Origin of the sequence: Rhodoblastus acidophilus (assembly GCF_025961575.1) — a bacterium.
Lineage (GTDB): Bacteria > Pseudomonadota > Alphaproteobacteria > Rhizobiales > Beijerinckiaceae > Rhodoblastus > Rhodoblastus acidophilus_C.
Window position 1 is genome coordinate 1 of record NZ_JAOQNX010000022.1, and the last position, 20793, is coordinate 20793.

Sequence of the window (20793 nt, forward strand, 5' to 3'; positions counted from 1 at the left end):
GATCTCATTGCCCGAGGCGTCGTAGAGAGAGAGCAGCGGGTTGCCGCTCACCCCCGAAAGGGACAGCGCCACCGTCGTCGGGCCGGTGACGGAGACTTTATAATAATCATCGGTGTCGGAGGTCCCGACCCAACCGGCCACGGTCTTGGCGGCGGCGGTCAGCGCGCCGAGCGCGGTGGCGTTGGCTCCAGCAATGTCGTTGCCGGCGTTGTCCGTCGCCGACGCGGTCCCGACCGTGGGCGCGCCGGTCCAATAGGACAGGGTATAGGCGTTGTCGTAGGAACTATTGACCTTGACGTAATAGGTCCCGGCGGCGAGCGCGTTGGACAGCAGCGGGTAGCCCGAACCGGGCGAGGCCGAGGCGATCTCGGCGCCATTGGCGTCATAGAGGGTGAGCGAATCCAGGGTCGAGCCGAGCTTGAAATTGACGGTCGCCGCGCTCGCGAGCGTGAACGTATAAAAATCGTTGGGCGCGGCGGCGCCGACCCAGTCGGACACGCTGGCGACCGTCGCCGTGGGCGCCGCCAAGGCGGTGGCGGCGGCGAAACTTTGCCCGGTCGCATTCGGCAGCGCCGTCGCCGAAGCGCTCAGCGTGAAAGGCGTGTCGTTGGTCGAATTGACGTGGAGGTAATAGGTCCCGGCGGCGAGATCGGAGAAAAACAGCGCCGGATTGGACGAAGACGCGGAATAGGAGCGGATCTGATTGCCGTTGGCGTCGAGAAGCGAAATCGACACCGAATCCAGCAACCCCGCCAATTGCAGCGACACATTCGACAACGACCCGACGCTGAACTTGTACCAGTCGTCCGGAACCGCCTGGCCGACGAAATCGGAAACCACCGTCGCCGTCGAAGTGAGAGTCCCCAGCGAAGCGGCCGCAGCGAGAGTCGAAGCGCCAGTTCCCTTTTGCGAAGCGTTTCCAGCCATTGCAGTCCCCTTCTGGTCGCCGCCAGAGCATTGCGAACAAATGCCGTCCCGCGCGGCTGCTGTGGACCAGCAGTTCATGCGGGCGCGTCTTGCAGGACCGGCGCTGGACGAAGAACGTTTGTTGCTGCCTGGGTGGATGGAGCGCTTTAAGAATTATCCAATAATTCCAAAAAATTAGACTCCAAATTCCGCAACACCGAAATCATTCCCCTCAACTCCGCCGCGAAGACGTTCGTTGGTTTCAAATACCTACCTGAAGTTGTGCACGAAAAACGCGCACAGCTACGTTATAGGTTAGAAATAACGAATTAAAACAGCTGCGTCAACAGCAACGAAGCTGATGATTTCACAGCATTTGCGCGAATCTCCAAATGAGAGCTTCGAATTGCCGCCCGCCTCCATATGGAGAATCGGCCCGCACATTTCGCGCCCAATCCAGCACAGAGCAACACGGGACGAGGTCTCAAAATGGCTAAAGACGGCCCTCGCGCCACGCAATGGCCGTTCGCTCACAGACATTGAACGCAGGCGTGTCGCCCGCAACGCGATGAAAGACCTCACCGCCTCCAGAACCGTGTCCGCGCCCTCATCGAACCTTGAAGACACCCCGCCAACTTATATCGCTCAAATACAATGAAAATCCGCCGCTCACCTATTCTAGACACGCCCTACCCCCCAATACGGAGCCACGCGCGCCCACCTTCAATATTTGCGATATTTATTGACAAAAAAACAAAATTATGACCTATTAGTTACTCGGTAGCTGCTTTTACGACAGGCAAGCAATAAAAAAATACAGACAATTGCTGTCATGGAGGTCCATTTGCTCAACTCTTTCAAAGATTTCTACGAAACGATTATCGTCGACCACCACCAACCGGTCGAAATAAAAACCGTCGAAGACTTCAAGAAAACGAACGTCAGCTACGAGCAGAGAATCATCAACGAGAACTGGACTTTCGACACGAAGCCGCGCGACGCCACCGGCCACGAGGCTGCGCCGAACAATAGATTCGTCTTCGAATACCTTATTTTGGAGCGCCGCCTGTCCGGCTATAAGGGCATGGATTACTGGGATTTCATCCGCCACATCGTCAATAGCCGCGAAAACACGCGCATCCTTTCCGTGGGCAGCGGCCCGTGCGCCGTCGAAATGGAAATCGCGGAAAAGTTCACCAAGCCCTATGTCATCGATTGTCTGGACCTCAATGAAAATTTGATCAAGGACGCAACGCGTCGCGCCCAGGAGCGGGGCTTGAATCTCAAGCCAATGGTCGCCAACCTGAACGAGACCGTCTTCACCGAAAAATACGATCTGGTGATCATCTGCGCGGCGCTCCACCATTTCGTCGAGCTTGAGGCGGTACTGGATCGCATCCACGACGCCCTCAACGACAACGGCATGTTCGTGACCTACGAGCCGGTGATGCGCAGCGGCATGTTCCTGTTCCCAGCGACTCGCGTGTTCCTGGGGCTATTGTTCCTGCTGCTGCCTTCGCGGCTGCGGATCAACCACCAGGATTATCCCGGCGAGAAACGCGTCGACCGCTATTACAACGAATACGACCGCAGCGGCTGGACCTTCGAGTGCATCCGCTCGGGCGACATACCGGAGTTGCTGACGAAACATTTTAAGACCATCCATTACGGCCGTGGCATGACCTTCCTGCGTAGGGTTTCGGACAGCATCTACGGCTGCAATTACCGGATGGAAACCGAACGTGACCGCAGAATCGTGAAAGCCCTATGCTGGACCGACCGCTTCATGCGCGCGGCGCGGCTGCTGCGGCCGGAAGGCCTGTTCTTCATCGGCAGCCGCAAGGATCGGCCCGCGCCGATCTGAGGACGCGGACGCCGCCGCGCTTTGAAAAACGGGTATTTCCAGGCATGGCGTGGCGGGTGAACTCAGCCCGGCGGACGCGAATTTTTTGACCGGCTGGCGCTTTGCCGTCACCTTGAACAGCAGTCATTCCTGCCGCAGGATGGAAAATCCGAACGACCCCAAACAACTTCGGTGTCGGCGCCGTCCGAGGTGCGCCGCGAGCGTGTCGCTGATCAGGCCGTTGTAGCTCAAGGCGGAGGCGAAGCCGGCGCGTTGCAGTGAGACAGTCGAGAGCGACGACAGGGTGAATTGGAAGACAACCGTGGCGTCCGTCGCGCCGACCCAGTCGGCATAGGTCTTGGCGGTCGAGGACAACGCGCCAATGGCTTTGGCGGCGGCGAGCGTATTCCCGGCGCCCGTCTTCATCGGCGCCGAATCCAGCAACCCCGTCAATTGCTGCGACACGCTCGACAAAGACCCCATTGCAGTCCCCTTCTGGTCGCCGCCAGAGCATTGCGAACAAAATGCAGTCCCATGCGACTGCTGCGAACCAGGAGTAGAATCGGCCCGCACATTTCGCGCCCAATCCAGCGCAGAGCGACACGGGACGAGGTCTCAAAATGGCTGGAGACGATCGTCGCGCGACGCAACGGCCGTTCGCTCACAGACATTGAACGCGGGTGTGTCGGCCGAAACGCGATGAAAGACCTCACCGCCTCCAGAACCGCGTCCGCGCCCTCATCGAACCTCACGGACGCCCCGTCAGCCTATATCGCTCAAATACAATGGAAATCAGCCTCTTACCTAACGCAAGCCTGACGCAAGCGTCAGCCGCGAGTTTCGCTACGTGATTGTCCCCAAGCGTTTCCTCAGGAATTGTGCCTTGCTCCCAAGTTTCCGATCAGCGCCCCTGGGGCCGATCAAGCAGAAGCTGCTGTCACGCGTCGCTCCAACCGGCGTTGAACGTCGCTTTCCGGAAAGGGACATCATCGTCTCGAAGACCGACCTCAAGGGAACCATCACCTACGCCAATCGCGTGTTCCTCGACGTCGCCGGACTGACAGAGCGGGAGGTCATCGGCGCGCCCCATTCTTTTCTCCGCCATCCCGACATGCCCCGCGCCGTGTTCGCGCTGCTCTGGGAGCGCCTGGCCGCGGGCAAGGAAATCTTCGCCTATGTCGTCAATCTCGCGGCCAACGGCGACCATTATTGGGTCCATGCCCATGTGACGCCGACCTTTGGCGCCAGCGGCGAGATCGTCGGCTTCCATTCCAACCGCCGCGTCCCCCATCCGGCCGCCGTCGAAAAAATCAAGCCGATCTATCGAAAGCTTCGAGAGATCGAGGACAACAACGCCAATCGCGCCAACGGGCTCGCGCAATCGCGCGCCCACCTCAACGCAATTCTCGCACAAGCGGGCGTCACCTATGACCAATTCGTCTTCTCTCTCGCAAGCTGAATGGCTTGTCCGCCTGACCGCCATCGTGGCCCTCGCGGGCGCGATCATCTCCCTGTTCAACGACCGCATCCTCGACGCGGCCGCCCTGGGCGCCGCGAGCCTATGCGCCGGCGTGGCGATGGCGCGGCTCAGGCACGCCCGCGCCACGCTCAAGGCGGTCAGCGCCGTTCTGGCGAGCGCCGCCAAGGGCGATCTCGAGCCGCGCCTCGTGCTGACGCGCGATCGCGGCGAGATGCTGGCCCTGGCCGATGACCTGAACCGCGCGCTCGATCTTGTCGACGCCTTCGTGCGCGAGGCGACGGCGACGCTCGCCTGCGTGCGCGACGGCGAATTCCACCGGCGGATCGTCGAACGCGGCCTCGCGGGAACCTTCGCCCGGGGCGCGCAGACGATGAACGAAGCCGTGGTCACCATTCACGCGCGGCTGAGCGGCTTTTCGCAAGTGATCGGCGAATTCGACCGCACCGTGGGCGCGGTGTCAGGCGTGCTGGCGAGTGAAGTCCAGGTGCTCGACGGCGCGGCGAAGACCATGAACGTGGCCGCCACGGAAACGCAGGAACGGTCCGGCGCGATCACCCAGCAGGCGGCGGAAACCTCGGCGAGCGTGTCCACGGTCTCCTCCGCCTCGGAGCAGCTTACGGCTTCGGCGAGCGAGATCGCCGCGCAAACGCGCCGCGCCCTGGATGTGTCGCGCTCGGCGCAGCAGCAATCCTCCGTCGCCGGCGACGCCATGACCGAATTGACCGCCGCCATTCACGAAATCGCCGAGGTGGTCGAGCTGATCGCCAACATTTCGACCCAGACGCGCACCCTGGCGCTGAACGCCAATATCGAGGCGGTGCGCGCCGGCGATCATGGACGCGGGTTCGGCGTGGTGGCGACGGAAGTCAAGAATCTGGCGGCGCAAACCGCCGACGCGACCGAGCAGATCAAGGCGCGGATCGCCGACATTCAGGCCAAATCCGATCGCGGCCTGCACTCGATTTTCGCCATCGGGCAAACGACCTCGGAAGTGGTCGAAATCGCCTCGGCGATTTCCGCGGCGACCGAGCAGCAATCGCTGGCGACCCAGGAAATCGCGCGGACCATGCAAACCGTCACGGATGCGACGGCGGCGGTGACGAACAATGCGACGGTGGTGAACACGGTCGCCAATGACAGCGGCCGGGCCGCGCATGATGTGGCGAAAATTTCCGGCGCGCTGGCGAACGAAGTCGGACGCCTCGACCAGTCGGTCGCCGACTTCCTCAAACTGGCGCGCGAAGTCGCCAGCGGCCGGCGATCCCAGGCGGCGTGACCCACACCCAATGCGGCTCCATAACCGGGAAGACGGCCATGACGAATGTGATTCAGCCGACCCAGCGCGAAGTCTTTTTCGATCGCGACGAGATCATCGTCTCGAAAACTGACGTGAAGGGACGGATCACTTACGCAAACCGAGTGTTCTGCACTGTCGCGGGCTATAGCGAGAAGGAGCTGATCGGCGCGCCGCATTCCATCGTCCGCCACCCCGACATGCCGCGGGCGGTGTTCAAATTTATGTGGGAGCGCATCCTCGAAGGCCACGAAATCTTCGCCTATGTGAAGAATATGGCCAAGACCGGCGATCACTATTGGGTCTTCGCCCATGTCACCCCGTCCTATGACGGGGCCGGAAATCTGTTCGGCTTCCATTCCAACCGTCGCGCGCCGGACCCAAGCATCGTGAGGGACGCCATTGTTCCGCTCTACGAGACCTTGCTGAAGACCGAGACGGCGACGGCCAACGCCAAAGACGGCCTGGCGGCGTCCTACAAGCAATTCACGGATGTCGTGCAGAGCAAGGCGCGCAGCTACGACGAATTGGTTTTCTCTCTGGTTTAGCAGGCTGCGGAAAGCTGCTGCGCAGCCTCCTCACCATCATGGATTTCTCTATATAGACTAATAAATTAGCCTTCACCCTGAGGAGCCCGCCTTGGCGGGCGTCTCGAAGGGCGGGGGCGGCCCACGGCTTTTTCAGCAGCCTGCCAAAAAACATTTTCGAACGAAGCGGATGCCGGTTCGGCGTGAAGGCTCTGAGGCGGTCGTCGTGACCCCGAGCAAACCATCGATCGCCTTCAGTCCATGAAAACCGGATGATCGTGCTGGTCGAGAACCGCCTCCTGGCGAGGCTGCCTTGAGAACGCCCGAAGGCCGGGTCGAAATCGTGGCGACGACGATCGCGCCGGGTTTCGCCCACAAATGGAAGAAGGACGAAAGCCGACTCGAGGGTGTCGCGCCAAGGGTATGATTTTTTCTAAAACTATGCTTATCTGCCGCGTCGCCCGCACAGGAATCGCCTGATGTTTCGCGCATCCGTTGCTTTCGCCGCCCTCCTCCTCGCTCAAGCTCCAGCGCTCGCCCATTTCCAGGAAATCATTCCTTCCGCGGACGTGCTGCCGGAAGGCGGCGAGGTCACGCTCGATCTGACGTTCACCCATCCGATGGAGCGGGGACCGGTGATGGAGATGGCGCGACCGAAGCGCGTCGGCGCGCTCATCGACGGCAAACCGGTGGATTTGACCAGCGCCCTCACGGAAAAGAAGCTGGAGGGCAAGACGGCCTGGACGCTGGCGACAAAACTGGACAAGCCTGGCGCGGCCGTGTTTTTCGTCGAGCCGCAGCCCTATTGGGAGCCGGCCGAGAAGAAATGGATCACCCATATGGCCAAGGTGGTGGTCGACAGCTACGCGTCGGGCGAAGGCTGGGACAAGCTCGCCGGCCTGCCGGTGGAGATCGAGCCGTTGACGCGACCGACCGGCCTGTGGACCGGCAGTCTGTTTCGCGGCATCGTCCGCGCCAAGAACAAGCCCGTTCCCTTCGCCGAAATCGAGGTGGAATGGGCCAATGACGGATCAGTGAAGGCGCCGAACGAAGCCTTCATCACCCAAAAAATCAAAGCGGACCAGAATGGCGTGTTCGCTTACGCCCTGCCGCATGCGGGCTGGTGGGGTTTTGCGGCCTTGATCGACGGCCCCGCCGCCAAGGCGCCGGACGGCGGCCCGGCGAAGACGGAGCTTGGCGGGCTGTTCTGGGTCAAGGCCACCGATTTCCCTGCGACGGCGGCGGCCTCGGCCAAATAGGATTTTCGAGCCATGGCGCATATTCCCGACGGCGTGCTCTCCGCTCCGGTGCTCATCGGCGGCGCGGTGCTGGCCGTTGGCGGCCTGACGCTGGGCCTGCGGCGTCTCGACGAGTCCGAAATCCCCAAGACGGCGATCCTGGCCTCGACCTTCTTCGTCGCCTCGCTGGTCGCCGTTCCCGTGGGGCCGTCGAGCGTGCATCTGCTGCTGTCCGGCCTGATGGGGCTGGTGCTGGGCCTGCGCGCCATTCCCGCCGTCTTCGTCGGGCTGCTGCTCCAGGCCGTTCTGTTCGGCTTCGGCGGCCTGACGTCGCTGGGCGTCGATCTCGTCAACATCGCCTTTCCCGGCGTCGCCGCCGCGCTGCTGGCGCGCCCCCTGCTGGCGCGGGCGCAGGGTTTTGGCGCCGCGGCGATCGGCGCCGGCGTCGCCGCTTTCTCCGTCCTGGGAACCACGGCTTGCGTCTCGGCGGCGCTCGCCCTGTCCTCGGCGGATTATCTGCCGAGCCTGCGGGTGATCGCGCTGACCTATATTCCCCTGGCGCTGGTCGAGGCGGTGATCACCGGTTTCGTCATCGCCTATCTCAAGCGCGTGAAACCGGAAAGCCTTGGCTTGACCGCACAGCCGGAGGGCGCGGCGTGAAACGGGTTTTTCCGATTTGCGCTGTGCTGCTCGTGCTGGCGGCGCCCCGCCCCGCCTGGGCGCATCGCCTAAAACTGTTCCTCACCGTCGAGGACGGCGCGCTCGGCGGCTACGCCTTTTTCGTCGGCAGCGGCCGGCCGGAAGGCTCCGCCGTCATCGTCAAGGACGGCGGCGGCCATGAACTCTATCGCGGCAAGACCGACGATCACGGCGCCTTCCGCTGGAAGCCGCCCGTCGCCGCGGATTATGCGGTGACGGTCGACGCTGGCGACGGCCATTGGGTCGAAGGTTTTTTGGCGGCCGACAGATTTGGCGCTCCCGCCGCAGCCCCAACGCCAGCCACCCCTCTGCCGCCCTCCAGCGCGAGCGCGCCAAAACCGGAGACCAGCGCCTGCGCGCAACCCGATTCCGCCGCCTTGGCGCGCCTGGTCGAGGCGCAGGTTGACAAAGCCGTGGCGCGCCAGCTGCGGCCTTTGATCGAATCCTATGATCTCGCCGAGGGCCGGGTGCGGCTGAACGATGTCATGGGCGGGATCGGCATGATCGTGGGTTTGGCGGGCATGGGGCTCTGGGGTCTGGCGCGCCGCCGCAAGGCCTCCGACCGTGACTGAAACGCTCTATGGCTGCGACGAGGCGGAGGCCCGCCCCTGGCTGGACCGTTTTGACGCGCGCACGCGGATCGTCACGGCCTTGGCCCTAGTCGTCGCCGCCCTGGTCGTGCGCTCGCCATTTGTCTTGATGGCCGGTCTCGCCGGGCTTTTGGCGTTGGCGTGGTTTTGCGGGTTGCATTGGAAAAACATCGCCGGGCGTCTGCTCCATGCCGAAGGGTTTTTGCTGGTCCTGTTGATCCTGCTGCCGCTGACCGTTCCCGGTCCCGCCGCTTTGTCGCTCGGCCCCGTGGAGCCTTCCGCCCCAGGTTTGGACCGTGCGCTTAAAATCTGTTTGCGCGTCAACTTTTCGGCGCTGGCGGTCTTGATCCTGCTGGCCGGGATGGAGCCGGTGCGGTTCGGCCATGCGCTGGCGGGCCTGGGCGTCCCGGACAAACTCGCGCATCTGCTGCTGTTCGCCGCGCGCTGGGTGGCGCTGATCAAGGAAGAAGGTTTGCGCCTTCACGACGCCATGCGCGCGCGCGCCTTCAAGGCCTCGACCTCGCTGCACACGTTTCGCACGCTCGGCTTTTTTTGCGGACAATTGCTGGTGCGCGCGCTGGAGCGCGCCGAGCGGATTGACGAAGCCATGCGCTGCCGGGGTTTTGCCGGGCGTTTCGTCCTCGCCGCCGAGGAACGGCCGGGCCGAAGCGACGCCCTGTTCGCCGCCGGCGCCGCCAGCGCAATCCTCGCAGCTGTTGCGCTGGACCAGCTGACATGAGCCCATTGTTCAAGCTCGACTCGATCTGCGTCTCGCGCGGCGGGCGAAAAGTGCTCAATGAGGCGTCGATGGAGGTCGCCTCCGGCGAGCGGCTCGCCATCGCCGGCGCCAATGGCGCGGGCAAGACGACGCTGCTGCGCACGCTAGTCGGACTGGAAAAACCAAGCGCGGGACGTTTGATCGCCTTCGGCCAGGAATGCCGCGCCGAAAAAGATTTTCGCGCCGTGCGCGCCCGCGCGGGGTTCCTGTTCCAGGACCCCGACGACCAGCTGTTTTCGCCGACGGTGATCGAGGATGTCGCCTTCGGACCGCTCAACCTCGGCCTCTCCCAGCCGGACGCCCTGCGTCGCGCCGAGGACACGCTTGCCCGCCTGGGCCTCACCCCCTTGTCGCGGCGCATCACCCATCGGCTGTCCGGCGGCGAAAAGCGCCTGGTCGCGCTGGCGAGCGTCCTCGCGATGCGCCCAAAAATCCTGCTGCTCGACGAACCCACCAATGCGCTGGACGAAGCCCATCGCGCCCGGCTGATCGAGATTTTGGCGGCGCTCGACGTGGCCATGGTCATCGTCAGCCACGATCAGGATTTTCTCGCCCGGCTGACGACGCGCGCTTTGTTGCTGGCGGAGGGGCGACTCGGGCGCACGGTGCTGCACCGCCACGTCCACAGCCACGATCATCTGCACATCCACGGCGCCGACGAGGATCACGTCCATCCCCACGCCAAGGCGACCTGAGGGTCAGCCAGCCTCGCGCAAGCTTTTGGTTTCGTGCGCAAGGCTAACCAGCCTCGCGCACATGCGCATGGCTGTGCGGATGGGAATGCGCGCCGCCATGCGGATGGCTCTCGTGCGAAACATTGACGGGAATGACCGTGAGCTGTCCATGACGCACGCCGCGCTCGGCGATCACATGTTCGGCGAAATGCCGGACCTCGCCGCTTTGGCCGCGCAAGACCGCGACCTCCAAACAGGACTCGTGGTCGAGATGGACGTGCAGCGTCGCCACCGACAAGTCGTGATGATCATGCTGGGCGTTGGCGAGCCGTTTCGAAAGCGCGCGGGTTTCGTGATCATAGACATAGACCAGGGCGGCGACGCAGGCGCCCTGCGCGTGTTCGGCGGATCTCTGGCTCAGGCCGGCGCGGGCGAGGTCGCGCAGGGTTTCCGAGCGGTTCTGATAGCCCTTTTCGCGCTGGAACCGGTCGAGTTCCTCGACAAGATCGTCATCGAGCGTCACCGTGATCCTCTGCATGCCTGTCTCCTGCCCGTGTTTTCACCACAGGTTAAAGCATGCGTTCGGCGCGGGTAAGCGTTCACGCGCGTCGCGCCACAGATTTCCGAACGACGGCCGACGTCTCAACCCTGCGTTTTGGAATAAAATTCCAGCGCGTCAAAAAAACATAAAAATTTCCGCTTATTAACTCCATTCCTAATGTCAGGTTCACGCTTACTTTAAAAAGCAAGACCTTAATTGCACGCCTTGATTGTATCTGGGTCGCCTGATGGTTTTGGGTCTTGGCAAACGGTCGCTCCTCTCCTTCCTCGCGGATACGCGCGGCGGCGTGATGGCGTTGAGCGCCTTTCTGCTCACGGGGCTGATCGGTTTCGCATCATTGGTCGCCGAATTCGGAGCGGGGCTCGAGCGGCAAACGGAAAATCAGAGGATCGCGGATGTGGCGGCCTATTCCGCCGCCACCTATTACGGGGCCAATACCGGCGCCTCCAACGCAATGACCACGGCGACCTTGGTCGCGCAAAACGTCGCCGCGATGAACGGCGTGGCCAGCAATTACGTAAGCGTCAGCCTGGAGAATTCGCCGGTGGACGCGTCGAAAAATGCGATCAAGGTTTCGATCGCGACGCCGCAGACATTCGGCCTCGGCGCGCTGCTCGGCGCCGCCAAATCGCTCAATGTCAAGGCGGAGTCCTATGCGCAGATAGGCGGTTCGCCGACCACGGCGTGCATCACGGCGCTGAACGCCGCGGGCGGCATCACGCTGAGCGGCGGAACTGCGATCAGCGCGCCCAATTGCGGCGTCGCCTCGAACGCGTCGGTGACCGTGCCCTGCGGAACGACAATCCGCGCGAAAAGCCTCACCTACGGGACCAGTCTCAGCCAAGGCTGTTCCGGAGTCACCGCCGGCACGATCAAGCAGGCCTCCGTCACGGATCCCTTGGCGAGCACTTCGGGCGTGAGCGCCGCCGAATCCCATGTGGCGTCGATCTCCACCCTGACCTCCCCGTCCGCCCCCAGCGTTCCCACCGGGACGATCTCCTTCAATTTGGGCTGGTATCCGACCACCACCCAGACCTCCGGCTCCTGTTCCGCGTCCAATTCCGGATCAACCTGGACCATCAATTGTCCCGCGGGCGGGACGTATAATTTCTCCGGCATCACCCTTGCCGGCGGCATGTCCCTGAACTTCAACCCCGCGGGCTCAGCGAGTTCGACCTACACATTCAGCTCAAACTTCAACAGCACGGGAACCGTCACCTTCGGCCCCGGCAATTATGTGTTCGCGAAAGGGCTGACGATCAGCGGCGGCAGCGTGGCGAGCTTCACCTCGGGGGGAAGTTTCAGCTTTGGTCCGAATTCGACCTCCTGCAATGGGCAGAACTACAGCATTTGCAACACATCCAGCCTGACCTTCGCCGCTGGAAGCAGTTTCCAGATTTCCAACGGCGTTTACGTCTCCGGCGGGTCCAAAACCGTGATGGGGTCGGGGTCGAACAATTCCTTCCAGATCGGCGCCGCCGGCGACGGCAACGCCTTTTGGGTTGGCGGCGGCGCGACCCTGACGCTTGGCGACGCTACGGGCTCCAACTCCGTGTTTCAGGTCGCCGGCGTCATCGACGCGGCTTCGGGCGGCGGCAGCTGCATGACGCTTCCCGCCGCCTCCCAGCACAACATCAAGGGATCGTTCAAATCCGCCGGCGGCACGATCCTGGGCGCCGGAACCTACTCGATCAACGGCTACATCGCCTTCGGCCAGAACGGCGGCGGCTCCGTGACCTGCAACGGGTCGACCGTCGGCCTGAGCGGAACCAATGTCACGCTGGTCTACAACGCCGCCAGCGCGGCGGTCGGCGGCGTCTGCGACAAAGCCGGCCTTTGCTTCGCCGCCGGCTTCAACTATGTCACGCTGAGCGCGCCGAGCTCCGGAACCATGTCGGGCCTGCTGTTCGTCGGCCCGCAGTCGGGCTCGGCCAGCGCCGTGTTCACCGGCGGCTCCGGCGCCGCCATGTCCGGCGCCATCTATGTGCCCAGAGCCGATTTCAACATGTCGGGCGGCGCCAGCATTGCGACGATCCCAGGCGGATGCCTGCAAATCGTCGCGTCGACGATCGCGCTTTCAGGCGGCACGACCGCCGCCTCGGCCTGCGTCAGCGACGCCAGCGGCGGCGGCGGATCGGGCAAAGCGCAGGTGGTGCAATGATGGTGCAAAACCTTTCCTCATGGCTGCGCGCGCAAATGCGGAAAATTTCGCGTGACGAGCGGGCGGCGGCCGCGGTTGAATTCGCCTTTGTCGCGCCGATCCTGTTTCTGACGCTCGGCTGCGTCGTCGACTTCGGCTTGGCGTTGCGCGCCAAATTCAAACTCTCCAGCGCGCTGTCGGCCGCCTCGGCCTATGCGCTCGACAACGCCAGTTCGGTCAGTTCGACGGGAGGCGCCGGATTGGCGTCGACGCTCGCCACATTGATCGCCTCGTCCCATGCCGCCAATTGGGCGGATGCTTCGGTCGTCGTCAACAATGGCCCCTCGGCGCGGGTCTCGTCGGGCGTGGCCACGGCGAGCGGCGTCGCCGGGGCGGCGGATTCCTGCTACTGCCCAACCGGCAGCAAGAGCGCGCTGAACTGGGGCGCGGCGGTGTCCTGTGGCGTGGCCTGCGCTTCAGGGGCGCCATCGGGCAAGTTCATCCAGCTCACCGCGACCAAAGCTTACACGCCCTTCATCCTGCCCTCCGGTTTGATCGGCTCGCCGATCACCGGCGTCAGCGTGGTGCAGGTCCAATGAGGAACAAAGCCTGCAAGCTTTGCGCGGCTGCGCAACGGCTGCTGTCCTGCGCGCGTGGCGCATCCGCGGTCGAATTTGCGGTGCTGGCGCCCGTGCTGCTGCTGATCTCCTTCGGCGTCGCGGAATTCGCCCGCGCGATCTGGATCGAACAGGCGCTGAGCAGCGCCGCGAGTTACACGGCCCGCTGCGCTGCTCTCTCGCTTTCAAATTGCGCGGCGTCCGGCGCCTACAATTCCTCCGCGACGACAAGCTATGCGCAGACGCAGGCGGGCAAGTGGGGCGTCAGTCTGACCTCGTCGAACATTGCGGTGAGCACGGCCACATCCTGCGCGGGCATGAGCGGCTCGAGCGCCTATGTCCAGGTCACGCTGAGCGCGCCGTTCTCCACCTTCATCGCCTCGCTTTTCCCGGGGCTGGTGAACAAGACCTTGACCGGAACGGCGTGCTTTCCGGCGCCCAGTTCATGAAAATCTGCGAGGCGCGCGTCTCTCGCAAAACACTCTCCTGATCATGGACCGACCCATGCGTGTGTTGCTTGTTTTTCTCATTCCCAGCGCGCTGGCGCTGTTCATCGCCAACAGCGTCTACTACGACATCGGCTATCTCAACGGGTCCGAGGATGACTTCAAGATCTGGGCGCGGCGGTGCACGTACATCAAGCTGTTCGGAACCATCGAAACGCGCCAGCAGCCTGGGACGACCTGCCCGTCCACGGTGAAGAACATCACCCGCGAATACAATTATCGCCTTCACTGATCTTCGACGCTCTGTCGCAGTCCAGAAGAGGCCTGGCGCGGTTCTGGTCTGCGAAAGCTGCGGCGGCCTCACCCGCGTCGAGGAACTGGCGGACGAGGCCAAGGACCCGCCTCGTTCGCATGCGAAGCGATTTAGCGCGATGCGCCGTCCTCGGGCGGTTCCGGCTTGGCCCCGTCGTCAGCGGAAAATCGCGCGGCAGGCAGATTCCAGCCGTGTCGGATGGCAAGGAAGCGAAGGATGAAGCAGAGGGCGGCGCCTACAGGAGCCGAGACTCCATAGGGAACATCCAACATATGCCCGATCACGACGATGGAGGCGCCGGCCAGCGCCGCCACCGCGTAGAGGTCCGAGTGCAAGACCTCGGGAATGTCCCTGAGGAGCAGGTCCCGCATCATGCCGCCGCCGATTCCCGTCAACATGCCGAGAAGCGCCGCCATGACCGGGCTCAGCCCGAACTCGACGGCCTTTTCCGCGCCGGCGACAGCGAAAAACGACAGGCCCACGGCGTCGAACCAGAGCACCGGACTGCTGAGCCGGGCGACGCCAGCGTAGAGGAAGAAGGTGAGGAGGCCGGCAAGGACGGACACCAGCAGATAGCGTCCGTCGGTCAGCACAGCGGCCGGAGTCGCACCGATCAGCACATCGCGCGTGATCCCGCCGAAATTCCCGGCGACGAACGCCAGGACGAGAATGCCGAAAAGATCGAGGCGGCGGTTGACGGCGGCGACCGCGCCGCTGATCGCGAAAACGAACGTGCCCCCCAGTTCGACCACGGGCAAAAAAGTCTCGATGCCGATCATCATGCGCCACCAACCAGTCCTTCCCTCCCCTTTCAATAGATGAAGGCGCATGAGCGATAAACCCGTCCTCCTTGCCGCGAGATTTGCTCTCCAGGCGCACATTCGCGCGCAACTCGGCAGACGCGCCGCGCGACGGTTGTGTCTTTTACGCCGCCCGCCCCATTGGCTCGCATCGCTTTCAGGCGCAATGAATCACCGACCGTCTGCGTTTAGGTCCGGATGCGACTGATTCGTATGCGCCGGTTCAAGCAGAAGTCGTGGGGCGGAGGTCGCCGGCTCAGTTTTACCCAAAAGAGGTAGGCTTTTCCCACCACAAGACGTATTGAAAAATACGTATTCAAACATCCGCTGTATCAATTATATTGAATAATCAACGCATCACGAAAACGTGTAATCATAGTCGTGTCCGCCACATTTTTGACCTAAACCGTAACGATTTTGTCCCCGAAATTCATCGACGACACAAGAAAATCTAATCCTGAGGGGTAGTTATGGCTTCGACTGGTCCGACGACTTCACTGCATTACGCGGCGAATGGAAATTTCGTGAATGGCGAGTATGCGCCGGCTTCGGCCGGTTTCAACCTTGCCGACGTCGGTTCGGCCGACGAATTGAACACGCTGCCGTCAGGTGTGAAGGGGCTCGTCTATCTCGGCATGACCGACGGCGTCACGGCGGCGTTCAAGGCCGCGGTGGACGCCTGCAAGGGCAATCCCAACCTCTACGGCTTCTATCTCGCCGACGAGCCGGACGCGAGCGCCACGACCGCCGCAAACCTGAAAGCGGAAGCGGCTTACATCAAGGCCAACATTCCCGGCGCCATCACTTACATGACTGAGCAAAACCTCAGCAGCAACACGAATCCAACGTTCTACTACACGCCAGCGAACACCGGAATCGACCTCTATGGCCTCGATCCCTATCCGGTGCAGACCAACGTGCCGAACAATCTCGATTACAACATCATTCCCCTGGCGGTCGCGGCCGCGGAGAAAGCCGGCATTCCGCTCGCCAGCATCGTGCCCGTCTATCAGGCGTTCGGCGGCGGCGGATATGACACCTACATTCTTCCGACGCCCCAGCAAGCCCAGCAGATTCTGGCGACCTGGGCGTCGGTAGTCCCCCATCCCGCCTTCGACTACGCCTACAGCTGGGGCGCGCAGAATGGCGATACGGCGCTCGCGACGGACCCCAGCCTGCTCGCGGTCTTTGCCGCGCATAACAGCGCTGCTTCGACCGATCCGATCCCGTCTCCCACGCCGACGCCGACCCCGACCCCGACCCCGACGCCAACGCCGACGGTCGATCCACACCCGACCCTCGCCATCGCCGACACCTCCCTCACGGTGGCGGCGCACGGTTCCGTCGACCTGGGACTCACCGAGAGCGCGCCAGCCGGCGCTACGAACGTCAAGGTCACGATCACCGGTCTTGCGCGCTATGAGTCCATTACGGACAAGCTCGACGGCAAGACCTTTTCCGGTTCGTCGATCACGCTGACGCAGGACCAGGTCAACAGCGGCCTGACCCTGACGTCGAACTATCGCCGCTCCGGCCATCCCACCGCCACACTGACGATCACCGCCAGCGATACGGTCGCGGGGGTCGCCTACAGCTCGACCGCGCAGACGATCACGATCGCCACTGGCGCGACCGCCGCGCAGACGAGCCAGCTCGCCTTGCTGAACCAGGCGATGGCGGGCGATGTCGGCGCGACCTCAGGCGCGGACACGCTGAGCGTCGGCGCGACCGGGCATCACCAGGCCCACGATTTCCTGTCGTCGCCGCGTCATTACTGACCGGATCTTTCGCGCGCCCTCGGGCGCGCTCCTCATCTCAGTCGATGGCGGGGCCATGTCTCGGCAAGAAAATTCGTATGCCCTGGAATCCGACGCCGAGGCGCTGTCGTTCTTCTTGCGTCTGAGCGGCGTCGCCGAGGCGCGGGCGGAGGCGGCGCGCGGCGCGGGGCCAGGGCGTTGCAGTCCGCGAGTCCTGGCGGCCCGCGCGCATGCGGCGGGACTTCGCGCGCAGGTCCGCTCGACGGATTGGGCCGGCCTGGCGGCGGCGCCCCCTCCGGCGCTGGCCGAATTGCGCGACGGCGGCTACCTCGTCGTCGGACGCGTCGGCGACGCTGGCGTCGCCGTCGTGCGCCGGGCGGAGCGCGGGCCCAAGGTCGAGCTCATGCCCCGCGCGGTTTTTGAGCGCGTCTGGACGGGCCGCGTCGTCCTCGGCGCGCCTTCGCAAGATTCGATGCCGCGCGTCGCGCGCGCCGTCGCGCCTCTCCGGCGGTTCGGCCGCGCGCTCGTGAAGAAATGCAAGGCCTTCTGGCCCGCGTCCCGCTCGGAGCATATCGCCTTTGAGGCGGGCGCCGCCGAGGGCGACCAGACCGGCCTTGGCGCCTTTGTTCTGCTGCTGGGCTGCCATGGGATCAGCGTCGACCCCACGCAGATTCTCCACAGGCTGGGGGCCGCGCAGGTCGGTCTGGTCGAAATGCTGCGCTGCGCGCGCGACCTGGGCCTGAAAGCCAGCGTGCGCCGGATGGACTGGGACCGTCTGGCGCGCGCGCCGCTGCCGGGCGTCGCCGCGTTGCGCGACGGCAGTTTTATCATCGTCGGCAAGATCGCCGATGGCGCGGCGCTCGTTCAGAGGCCGACCGCGCCCGGCCCGGAAAAGATCACGCGCCACGAGCTCGAGCAGCTTTGGGACGGCCGCCTGTTGCTGATGGCGCGCCGCAGCGCGCTCGCGGACGTCACGCGCCGGTTCGACATCAGCTGGTTCGTCGGCGCCATGCACAAATATCGTCGCCTGCTCGGCGAAGTGCTCGTCGCCTCCTTCTTCCTCCAACTGTTCGCCCTGGTGTCGCCGCTGTTCTTTCAGGTGGTGATCGACAAGGTTTTGGCGCACAGGAGCCTGAGCACGCTCGACGTCCTGATCGGCGGCCTCGTCGCCGTGACGCTCGCGGAAGGCGTTCTCGGCGCGCTGCGCACCTATCTCTTCACCCATACGACCAATCGGATCGATGTGGAGCTGGGCGCGCGGCTGTTTCGTCACCTGCTCGCGCTGCCCATCGCCTATTTCCAGGCGCGCCGGGTCGGCGATTCCCTGGCGCGGGTGCGCGAACTCGAAAACATTCGCCAGTTCCTGACGAGTTCGGCCCTCACGCTGGTCGTCGACCTGTTCTTCACCCTCGCCTTTTTCGCGGTGATGCTGAACTATTCGCCGGCGCTGACCGGGATCGTGCTCGCTTCGATCCCGCTTTACATCGGCATTTCCGTGTTCGCTGCGCCGCTGTTCCGCCAGCGCCTCGACGAGAAATTCCGGCGCGGCTCGGAGAACCACGCTTTTCTCGTGGAATGCGTGACCGGCGTCGAAACGCTGAAATCCATGGCGGTCGAGCCGCAGATGCAGCGCCGCTACGAGGAGCAGCTCGCCAGCTATGTGGCGTCGAGCTTCAAGGTGCTGACCCTCAACAACAACGCCAGCCAGGCCGTGCAGACCATCAACAAACTGGTCGTCGCCGCAACGCTTTATGTCGGCGCGCGCCTGGTGATCGACGGCGACCTGACCGTCGGCGAACTCGTCGCCTTCAACATGCTGTCCGCCCGCGTCTGCGCGCCGGTGTTGCGTCTGGCCCAGATGTGGCAGGAATTCCACCAGGCGCGCCTCTCCATCGATCGCATGGGGGATATTCTCAACACCGCGCCGGAGCCGAGTTTTTCGCCCGGCCGGGTCGCGTTGCCGGCGATCCGCGGCGAGGTGACTTTTGAACACGTGAGCTTCCGCTACCGCATCGATGGCGTGACGACGCTCGACGACATCACGTTCACCGTGCGCCCCGGCGAGATGATCGGCATCGTCGGCTCGTCCGGCTCCGGCAAGAGCACGCTCGCCAAGCTGGCGCAGCGGCTGTTCGTGCCGGAAAAGGGCCGCGTGCTCGTCGACGGCGTCGATCTCGCCATGGTCGACGTCGCCTGGCTACGGCGCCAGATCGGCGTGGTGATGCAGGACGCCACCCTGTTCAACCGTTCGATCCGCGACAATATCGCGCTCGCCGACCCGTCGATTCCGATGGACCGCGTCATCGCCGCCGCCAGTTTCGCCGGCGCGCACGACTTCATCCTCGAACTGCCCGACGGCTACGACACGATCGTCGGCGAACGCGGCGGTTCGCTTTCGGGCGGGCAAAGGCAGCGCATCGCCATTGCGCGCGCGCTGGTCACCGATCCGCGCATCCTGATCCTGGACGAGGCGACGAGCGCGCTCGACTATGAAAGCGAGCGCGTCATTCAGCAGAACATGAAGCGCATCGCCGCGGGCAGAACCGTTTTCGTCATCGCGCACCGGCTCTCGACCGTGCGCAACGCGGACCGCATCATCACGCTCGAAAATGGGCGAATCGTCGAAGACGGCTCGCATGAGCAGCTGTTGCGGCGCGGCGGCCGCTACGCGTCTCTGCACCAGATGCAGGCGGGGATTTGATGACGTCGCCCAGCCAGAAGATCGTCCCGTTTCCCCTGCGCAAAACCGCGCAGCCGACTGCACAGGACATCGCCTTCCTGCCCGCCGCGCTGGAAATCACGGAGACGCCGCCGTCGCCTCTCGGACGCGCCGTCGGCGCGACCATCGTGGCGATCTTCTGCTTCGCGCTGATCTGGGCGACCTTCGGCCAGGTCGACATCGTCGCGACCGCCAGCGGCAAGCTCGTGCCGAGCGGCCGCACCAAATTGGTGCAGCCTCTTGAGGCCGGCGTCGTCAGCGCCATCCATGTCCGCGACGGACAGCGGGTGAAGGCCAATGAAATCCTGATCGAGCTCGATCCGACCACCACCGGCGCGGAGCTCGAACATTTGCGCGGCGATCTTCTCTCCGCGCAACTCGATGTGGCGCGCTTGCGCGCGGCGTTGAACTGGCTCGCTCAACCCGATGCGAACCCGGCGGATTTTTTCACGCCGCCTCCAGGCGCGACGCCGGAACAGGTCGAGACGCAGCGCCAGTTCCTGACCAGCGAAACGTCGGAACAGGCGGCGAAGCGCGCGGAACTCATGCGCCAGGAGGGGCAGAAAGAGGCGGAACGCGCAACGGTCGACGCCCAGATCGCCAGGATCGAAGCGACCATCCCGGTGCTTCAGGAGCGCGTGGACGTGCGCAAAACCCTTTACGACAAGGCGCTCGGCAGCAAGCTCGTCTATCTCACCGAATATCAGGATCTCATCGGCATGAAGCATGACGCAGAGGTGCAGCGGAGGCGGCTGCGCGAGGCCGACAGCGCGATCGCCGCCCTGCGCGAGGTCCGCGGCCGCACCGAGGCGGAATACCGCCACGCCGTCTACGCCGATCTCGCCAAGGCCGAACAGCGCGCCGCGGGGCTTGCGCAGGACGCCTTGAAGGCCGAGCGCCGCGCCGGTCTGCAAAAGCTCGCGGCGCCGGTGGATGGCGTCGTGCAACAACTCGCCGCGCATACGGTGGGCGGCGTCGTCTCGCCCGCCGAGACGCTGGCGGTGATCGTGCCCGACGGCGACGCCGTCGAGATCGAGGCCACGCTCGGCAATCGCGACGTCGGCTTCGTGCATCCGGGCCAGAACGCGGAGATCAAGGTCGAAACGTTCAATTTCACCCGCTACGGCTTGCTGCGCGGCGTCGTGGCGCATGTCTCCCAGGACGCCGCGCCTCAGGCCAAGCCGGCTGAGGCGCGGCCGTCGCAGGGCGGCGAGAAACAGGCGCCCGCGCTCGACTATGTCGCACGAATCGCGCTGGACAAGGCTGAGATGCAGATCGACGGCAAGCCGACGCCGCTGCGTCCCGGCATGGCCGTGACGGTCGAGATTCGCACGGGGTCGCGGCGCATCATCAGCTATCTGCTGTCGCCGCTCGAAAAGGCCGGGCAGGAGGCGCTGCGCGAGCGGTGAC

20 protein-coding genes are annotated in these 20793 nt (G+C 63.9%); 16 read left to right on the top strand and 4 right to left on the bottom strand.

Translation table 11 applies throughout. The features are described 5' to 3' along the window. Positions 1-927 (bottom strand): pre-peptidase C-terminal domain-containing protein (locus tag M2320_RS15580; RefSeq protein WP_264598049.1); only part of this gene is annotated, 927 nt, incomplete at its 3' end. Positions 928-1750: 823 nt separating this feature from the next. Here M2320_RS15580 and M2320_RS15585 point away from each other — a divergent pair. After that, the gene (locus M2320_RS15585; RefSeq protein ID WP_264598050.1) at positions 1751-2770 is read left to right on the top strand and encodes a class I SAM-dependent methyltransferase; all 1020 of its coding nucleotides are present in this window, start codon (positions 1751-1753) and stop codon (positions 2768-2770) included. A gap of 123 nt (positions 2771-2893) precedes the next feature. Here M2320_RS15585 and M2320_RS15590 read toward each other — a convergent pair whose 3' ends face one another. Then, positions 2894-3232, bottom strand: a complete 339-nt coding sequence (locus M2320_RS15590; protein WP_264598051.1) for a hypothetical protein — start codon at positions 3230-3232, stop codon at positions 2894-2896. A gap of 448 nt (positions 3233-3680) precedes the next feature. On the opposite strand from M2320_RS15590, the gene M2320_RS15595 reads away from it, so the two are divergent. The 8 genes from M2320_RS15595 to M2320_RS15630 all read left to right on the top strand — a co-directional run bounded on the left by M2320_RS15595 (position 3681) and on the right by M2320_RS15630 (position 10050). Beyond that, positions 3681-4208, top strand: a complete 528-nt coding sequence (locus tag M2320_RS15595; RefSeq protein WP_264598125.1) for a PAS domain-containing protein — start codon at positions 3681-3683, stop codon at positions 4206-4208. Continuing rightward, a complete protein-coding gene (locus M2320_RS15600; RefSeq protein ID WP_264598052.1) occupies positions 4177-5505 on the top strand; it encodes a methyl-accepting chemotaxis protein in 1329 nt (442 codons plus the stop codon). The genes M2320_RS15595 and M2320_RS15600 overlap by 32 nt, the downstream gene beginning before the upstream one ends. Positions 5506-5543: 38 nt before the next feature. Continuing rightward, positions 5544-6071, top strand: coding sequence for a PAS domain-containing protein (locus M2320_RS15605; protein ID WP_264598053.1), 528 nt, complete (start codon positions 5544-5546; stop codon positions 6069-6071). Between the two features lie 458 nt (positions 6072-6529). Beyond that, a complete protein-coding gene (locus tag M2320_RS15610) occupies positions 6530-7309 on the top strand; it encodes a DUF4198 domain-containing protein (RefSeq protein ID WP_264598054.1) in 780 nt (259 codons plus the stop codon). A 12-nt stretch (positions 7310-7321) separates the two neighbouring features. Continuing rightward, on the top strand, positions 7322-7948 hold the full coding sequence (gene cbiM, locus M2320_RS15615) for a cobalt transporter CbiM (RefSeq protein ID WP_264598055.1): 627 nt from the start codon (positions 7322-7324) through the stop codon (positions 7946-7948). Further along, on the top strand, positions 7945-8559 hold the full coding sequence (locus M2320_RS15620) for a cobalamin biosynthesis protein CbiM (RefSeq protein ID WP_264598056.1): 615 nt from the start codon (positions 7945-7947) through the stop codon (positions 8557-8559). Before cbiM ends, M2320_RS15620 begins: the two co-directional genes overlap by 4 nt. Beyond that, positions 8552-9316 carry a cobalt ECF transporter T component CbiQ gene (gene cbiQ / locus M2320_RS15625; protein ID WP_264598057.1) on the top strand — a complete coding sequence of 255 codons (765 nt, stop codon included), beginning with the start codon at positions 8552-8554 and terminating at the stop codon, positions 9314-9316. The genes M2320_RS15620 and cbiQ overlap by 8 nt, the downstream gene beginning before the upstream one ends. Continuing rightward, positions 9313-10050, top strand: coding sequence for an energy-coupling factor ABC transporter ATP-binding protein (locus M2320_RS15630; protein WP_264598058.1), 738 nt, complete (start codon positions 9313-9315; stop codon positions 10048-10050). The genes cbiQ and M2320_RS15630 overlap by 4 nt, the downstream gene beginning before the upstream one ends. A 43-nt stretch (positions 10051-10093) precedes the next feature. Here the strand turns inward: M2320_RS15630 and nikR are convergent, their stop codons facing one another. Continuing rightward, on the bottom strand, positions 10094-10567 hold the full coding sequence (gene nikR, locus M2320_RS15635) for a nickel-responsive transcriptional regulator NikR (protein ID WP_264598059.1): 474 nt from the start codon (positions 10565-10567) through the stop codon (positions 10094-10096). 250 nt (positions 10568-10817) lie between these two features. Here nikR and M2320_RS15640 point away from each other — a divergent pair, with 250 nt between their 5' ends. The 4 genes from M2320_RS15640 to M2320_RS15655 are packed head-to-tail and all read left to right on the top strand — an operon-like array spanning position 10818 to position 14086. Beyond that, positions 10818-12752 carry a hypothetical protein gene (locus M2320_RS15640; protein WP_264598060.1) on the top strand — a complete coding sequence of 645 codons (1935 nt, stop codon included), beginning with the start codon at positions 10818-10820 and terminating at the stop codon, positions 12750-12752. Next, positions 12749-13330 carry a TadE/TadG family type IV pilus assembly protein gene (locus M2320_RS15645; RefSeq protein WP_264598061.1) on the top strand — a complete coding sequence of 194 codons (582 nt, stop codon included), beginning with the start codon at positions 12749-12751 and terminating at the stop codon, positions 13328-13330. The genes M2320_RS15640 and M2320_RS15645 overlap by 4 nt, the downstream gene beginning before the upstream one ends. Then, a complete protein-coding gene (locus M2320_RS15650; RefSeq protein WP_264598062.1) occupies positions 13327-13797 on the top strand; it encodes a TadE/TadG family type IV pilus assembly protein in 471 nt (156 codons plus the stop codon). Before M2320_RS15645 ends, M2320_RS15650 begins: the two co-directional genes overlap by 4 nt. Before the next feature lie 55 nt (positions 13798-13852). Next, positions 13853-14086 (top strand): hypothetical protein, encoded by a 234-nt coding sequence (locus tag M2320_RS15655; protein ID WP_264598063.1) that lies wholly within the window; start codon positions 13853-13855, stop codon positions 14084-14086. 131 nt (positions 14087-14217) lie between these two features. Here the strand turns inward: M2320_RS15655 and M2320_RS15660 are convergent, their stop codons facing one another. Continuing rightward, entirely contained in the window at positions 14218-14886 is a 669-nt protein-coding gene (locus tag M2320_RS15660; protein ID WP_264598064.1) for a trimeric intracellular cation channel family protein, read from the bottom strand. A 545-nt stretch (positions 14887-15431) separates the two neighbouring features. Between M2320_RS15660 and M2320_RS15665 the strand changes: the two genes are divergently transcribed. Genes M2320_RS15665 through M2320_RS15675 form a run of 3 tightly spaced genes read left to right on the top strand, consistent with a single transcriptional unit; the run spans position 15432 to position 20792 of the window. Beyond that, on the top strand, positions 15432-16685 hold the full coding sequence (locus M2320_RS15665) for a hypothetical protein (protein WP_264598065.1): 1254 nt from the start codon (positions 15432-15434) through the stop codon (positions 16683-16685). A 55-nt stretch (positions 16686-16740) separates the two neighbouring features. Continuing rightward, positions 16741-19365 (top strand): type I secretion system permease/ATPase, encoded by a 2625-nt coding sequence (locus M2320_RS15670; protein ID WP_264598066.1) that lies wholly within the window; start codon positions 16741-16743, stop codon positions 19363-19365. Further along, positions 19365-20792: an HlyD family type I secretion periplasmic adaptor subunit gene (locus M2320_RS15675; RefSeq protein WP_264598067.1), complete on the top strand. Its 1428-nt coding sequence runs from the start codon at positions 19365-19367 to the stop codon at positions 20790-20792. The genes M2320_RS15670 and M2320_RS15675 overlap by 1 nt, the downstream gene beginning before the upstream one ends. The last annotated feature ends 1 nt before the right edge of the window (position 20793 follow it).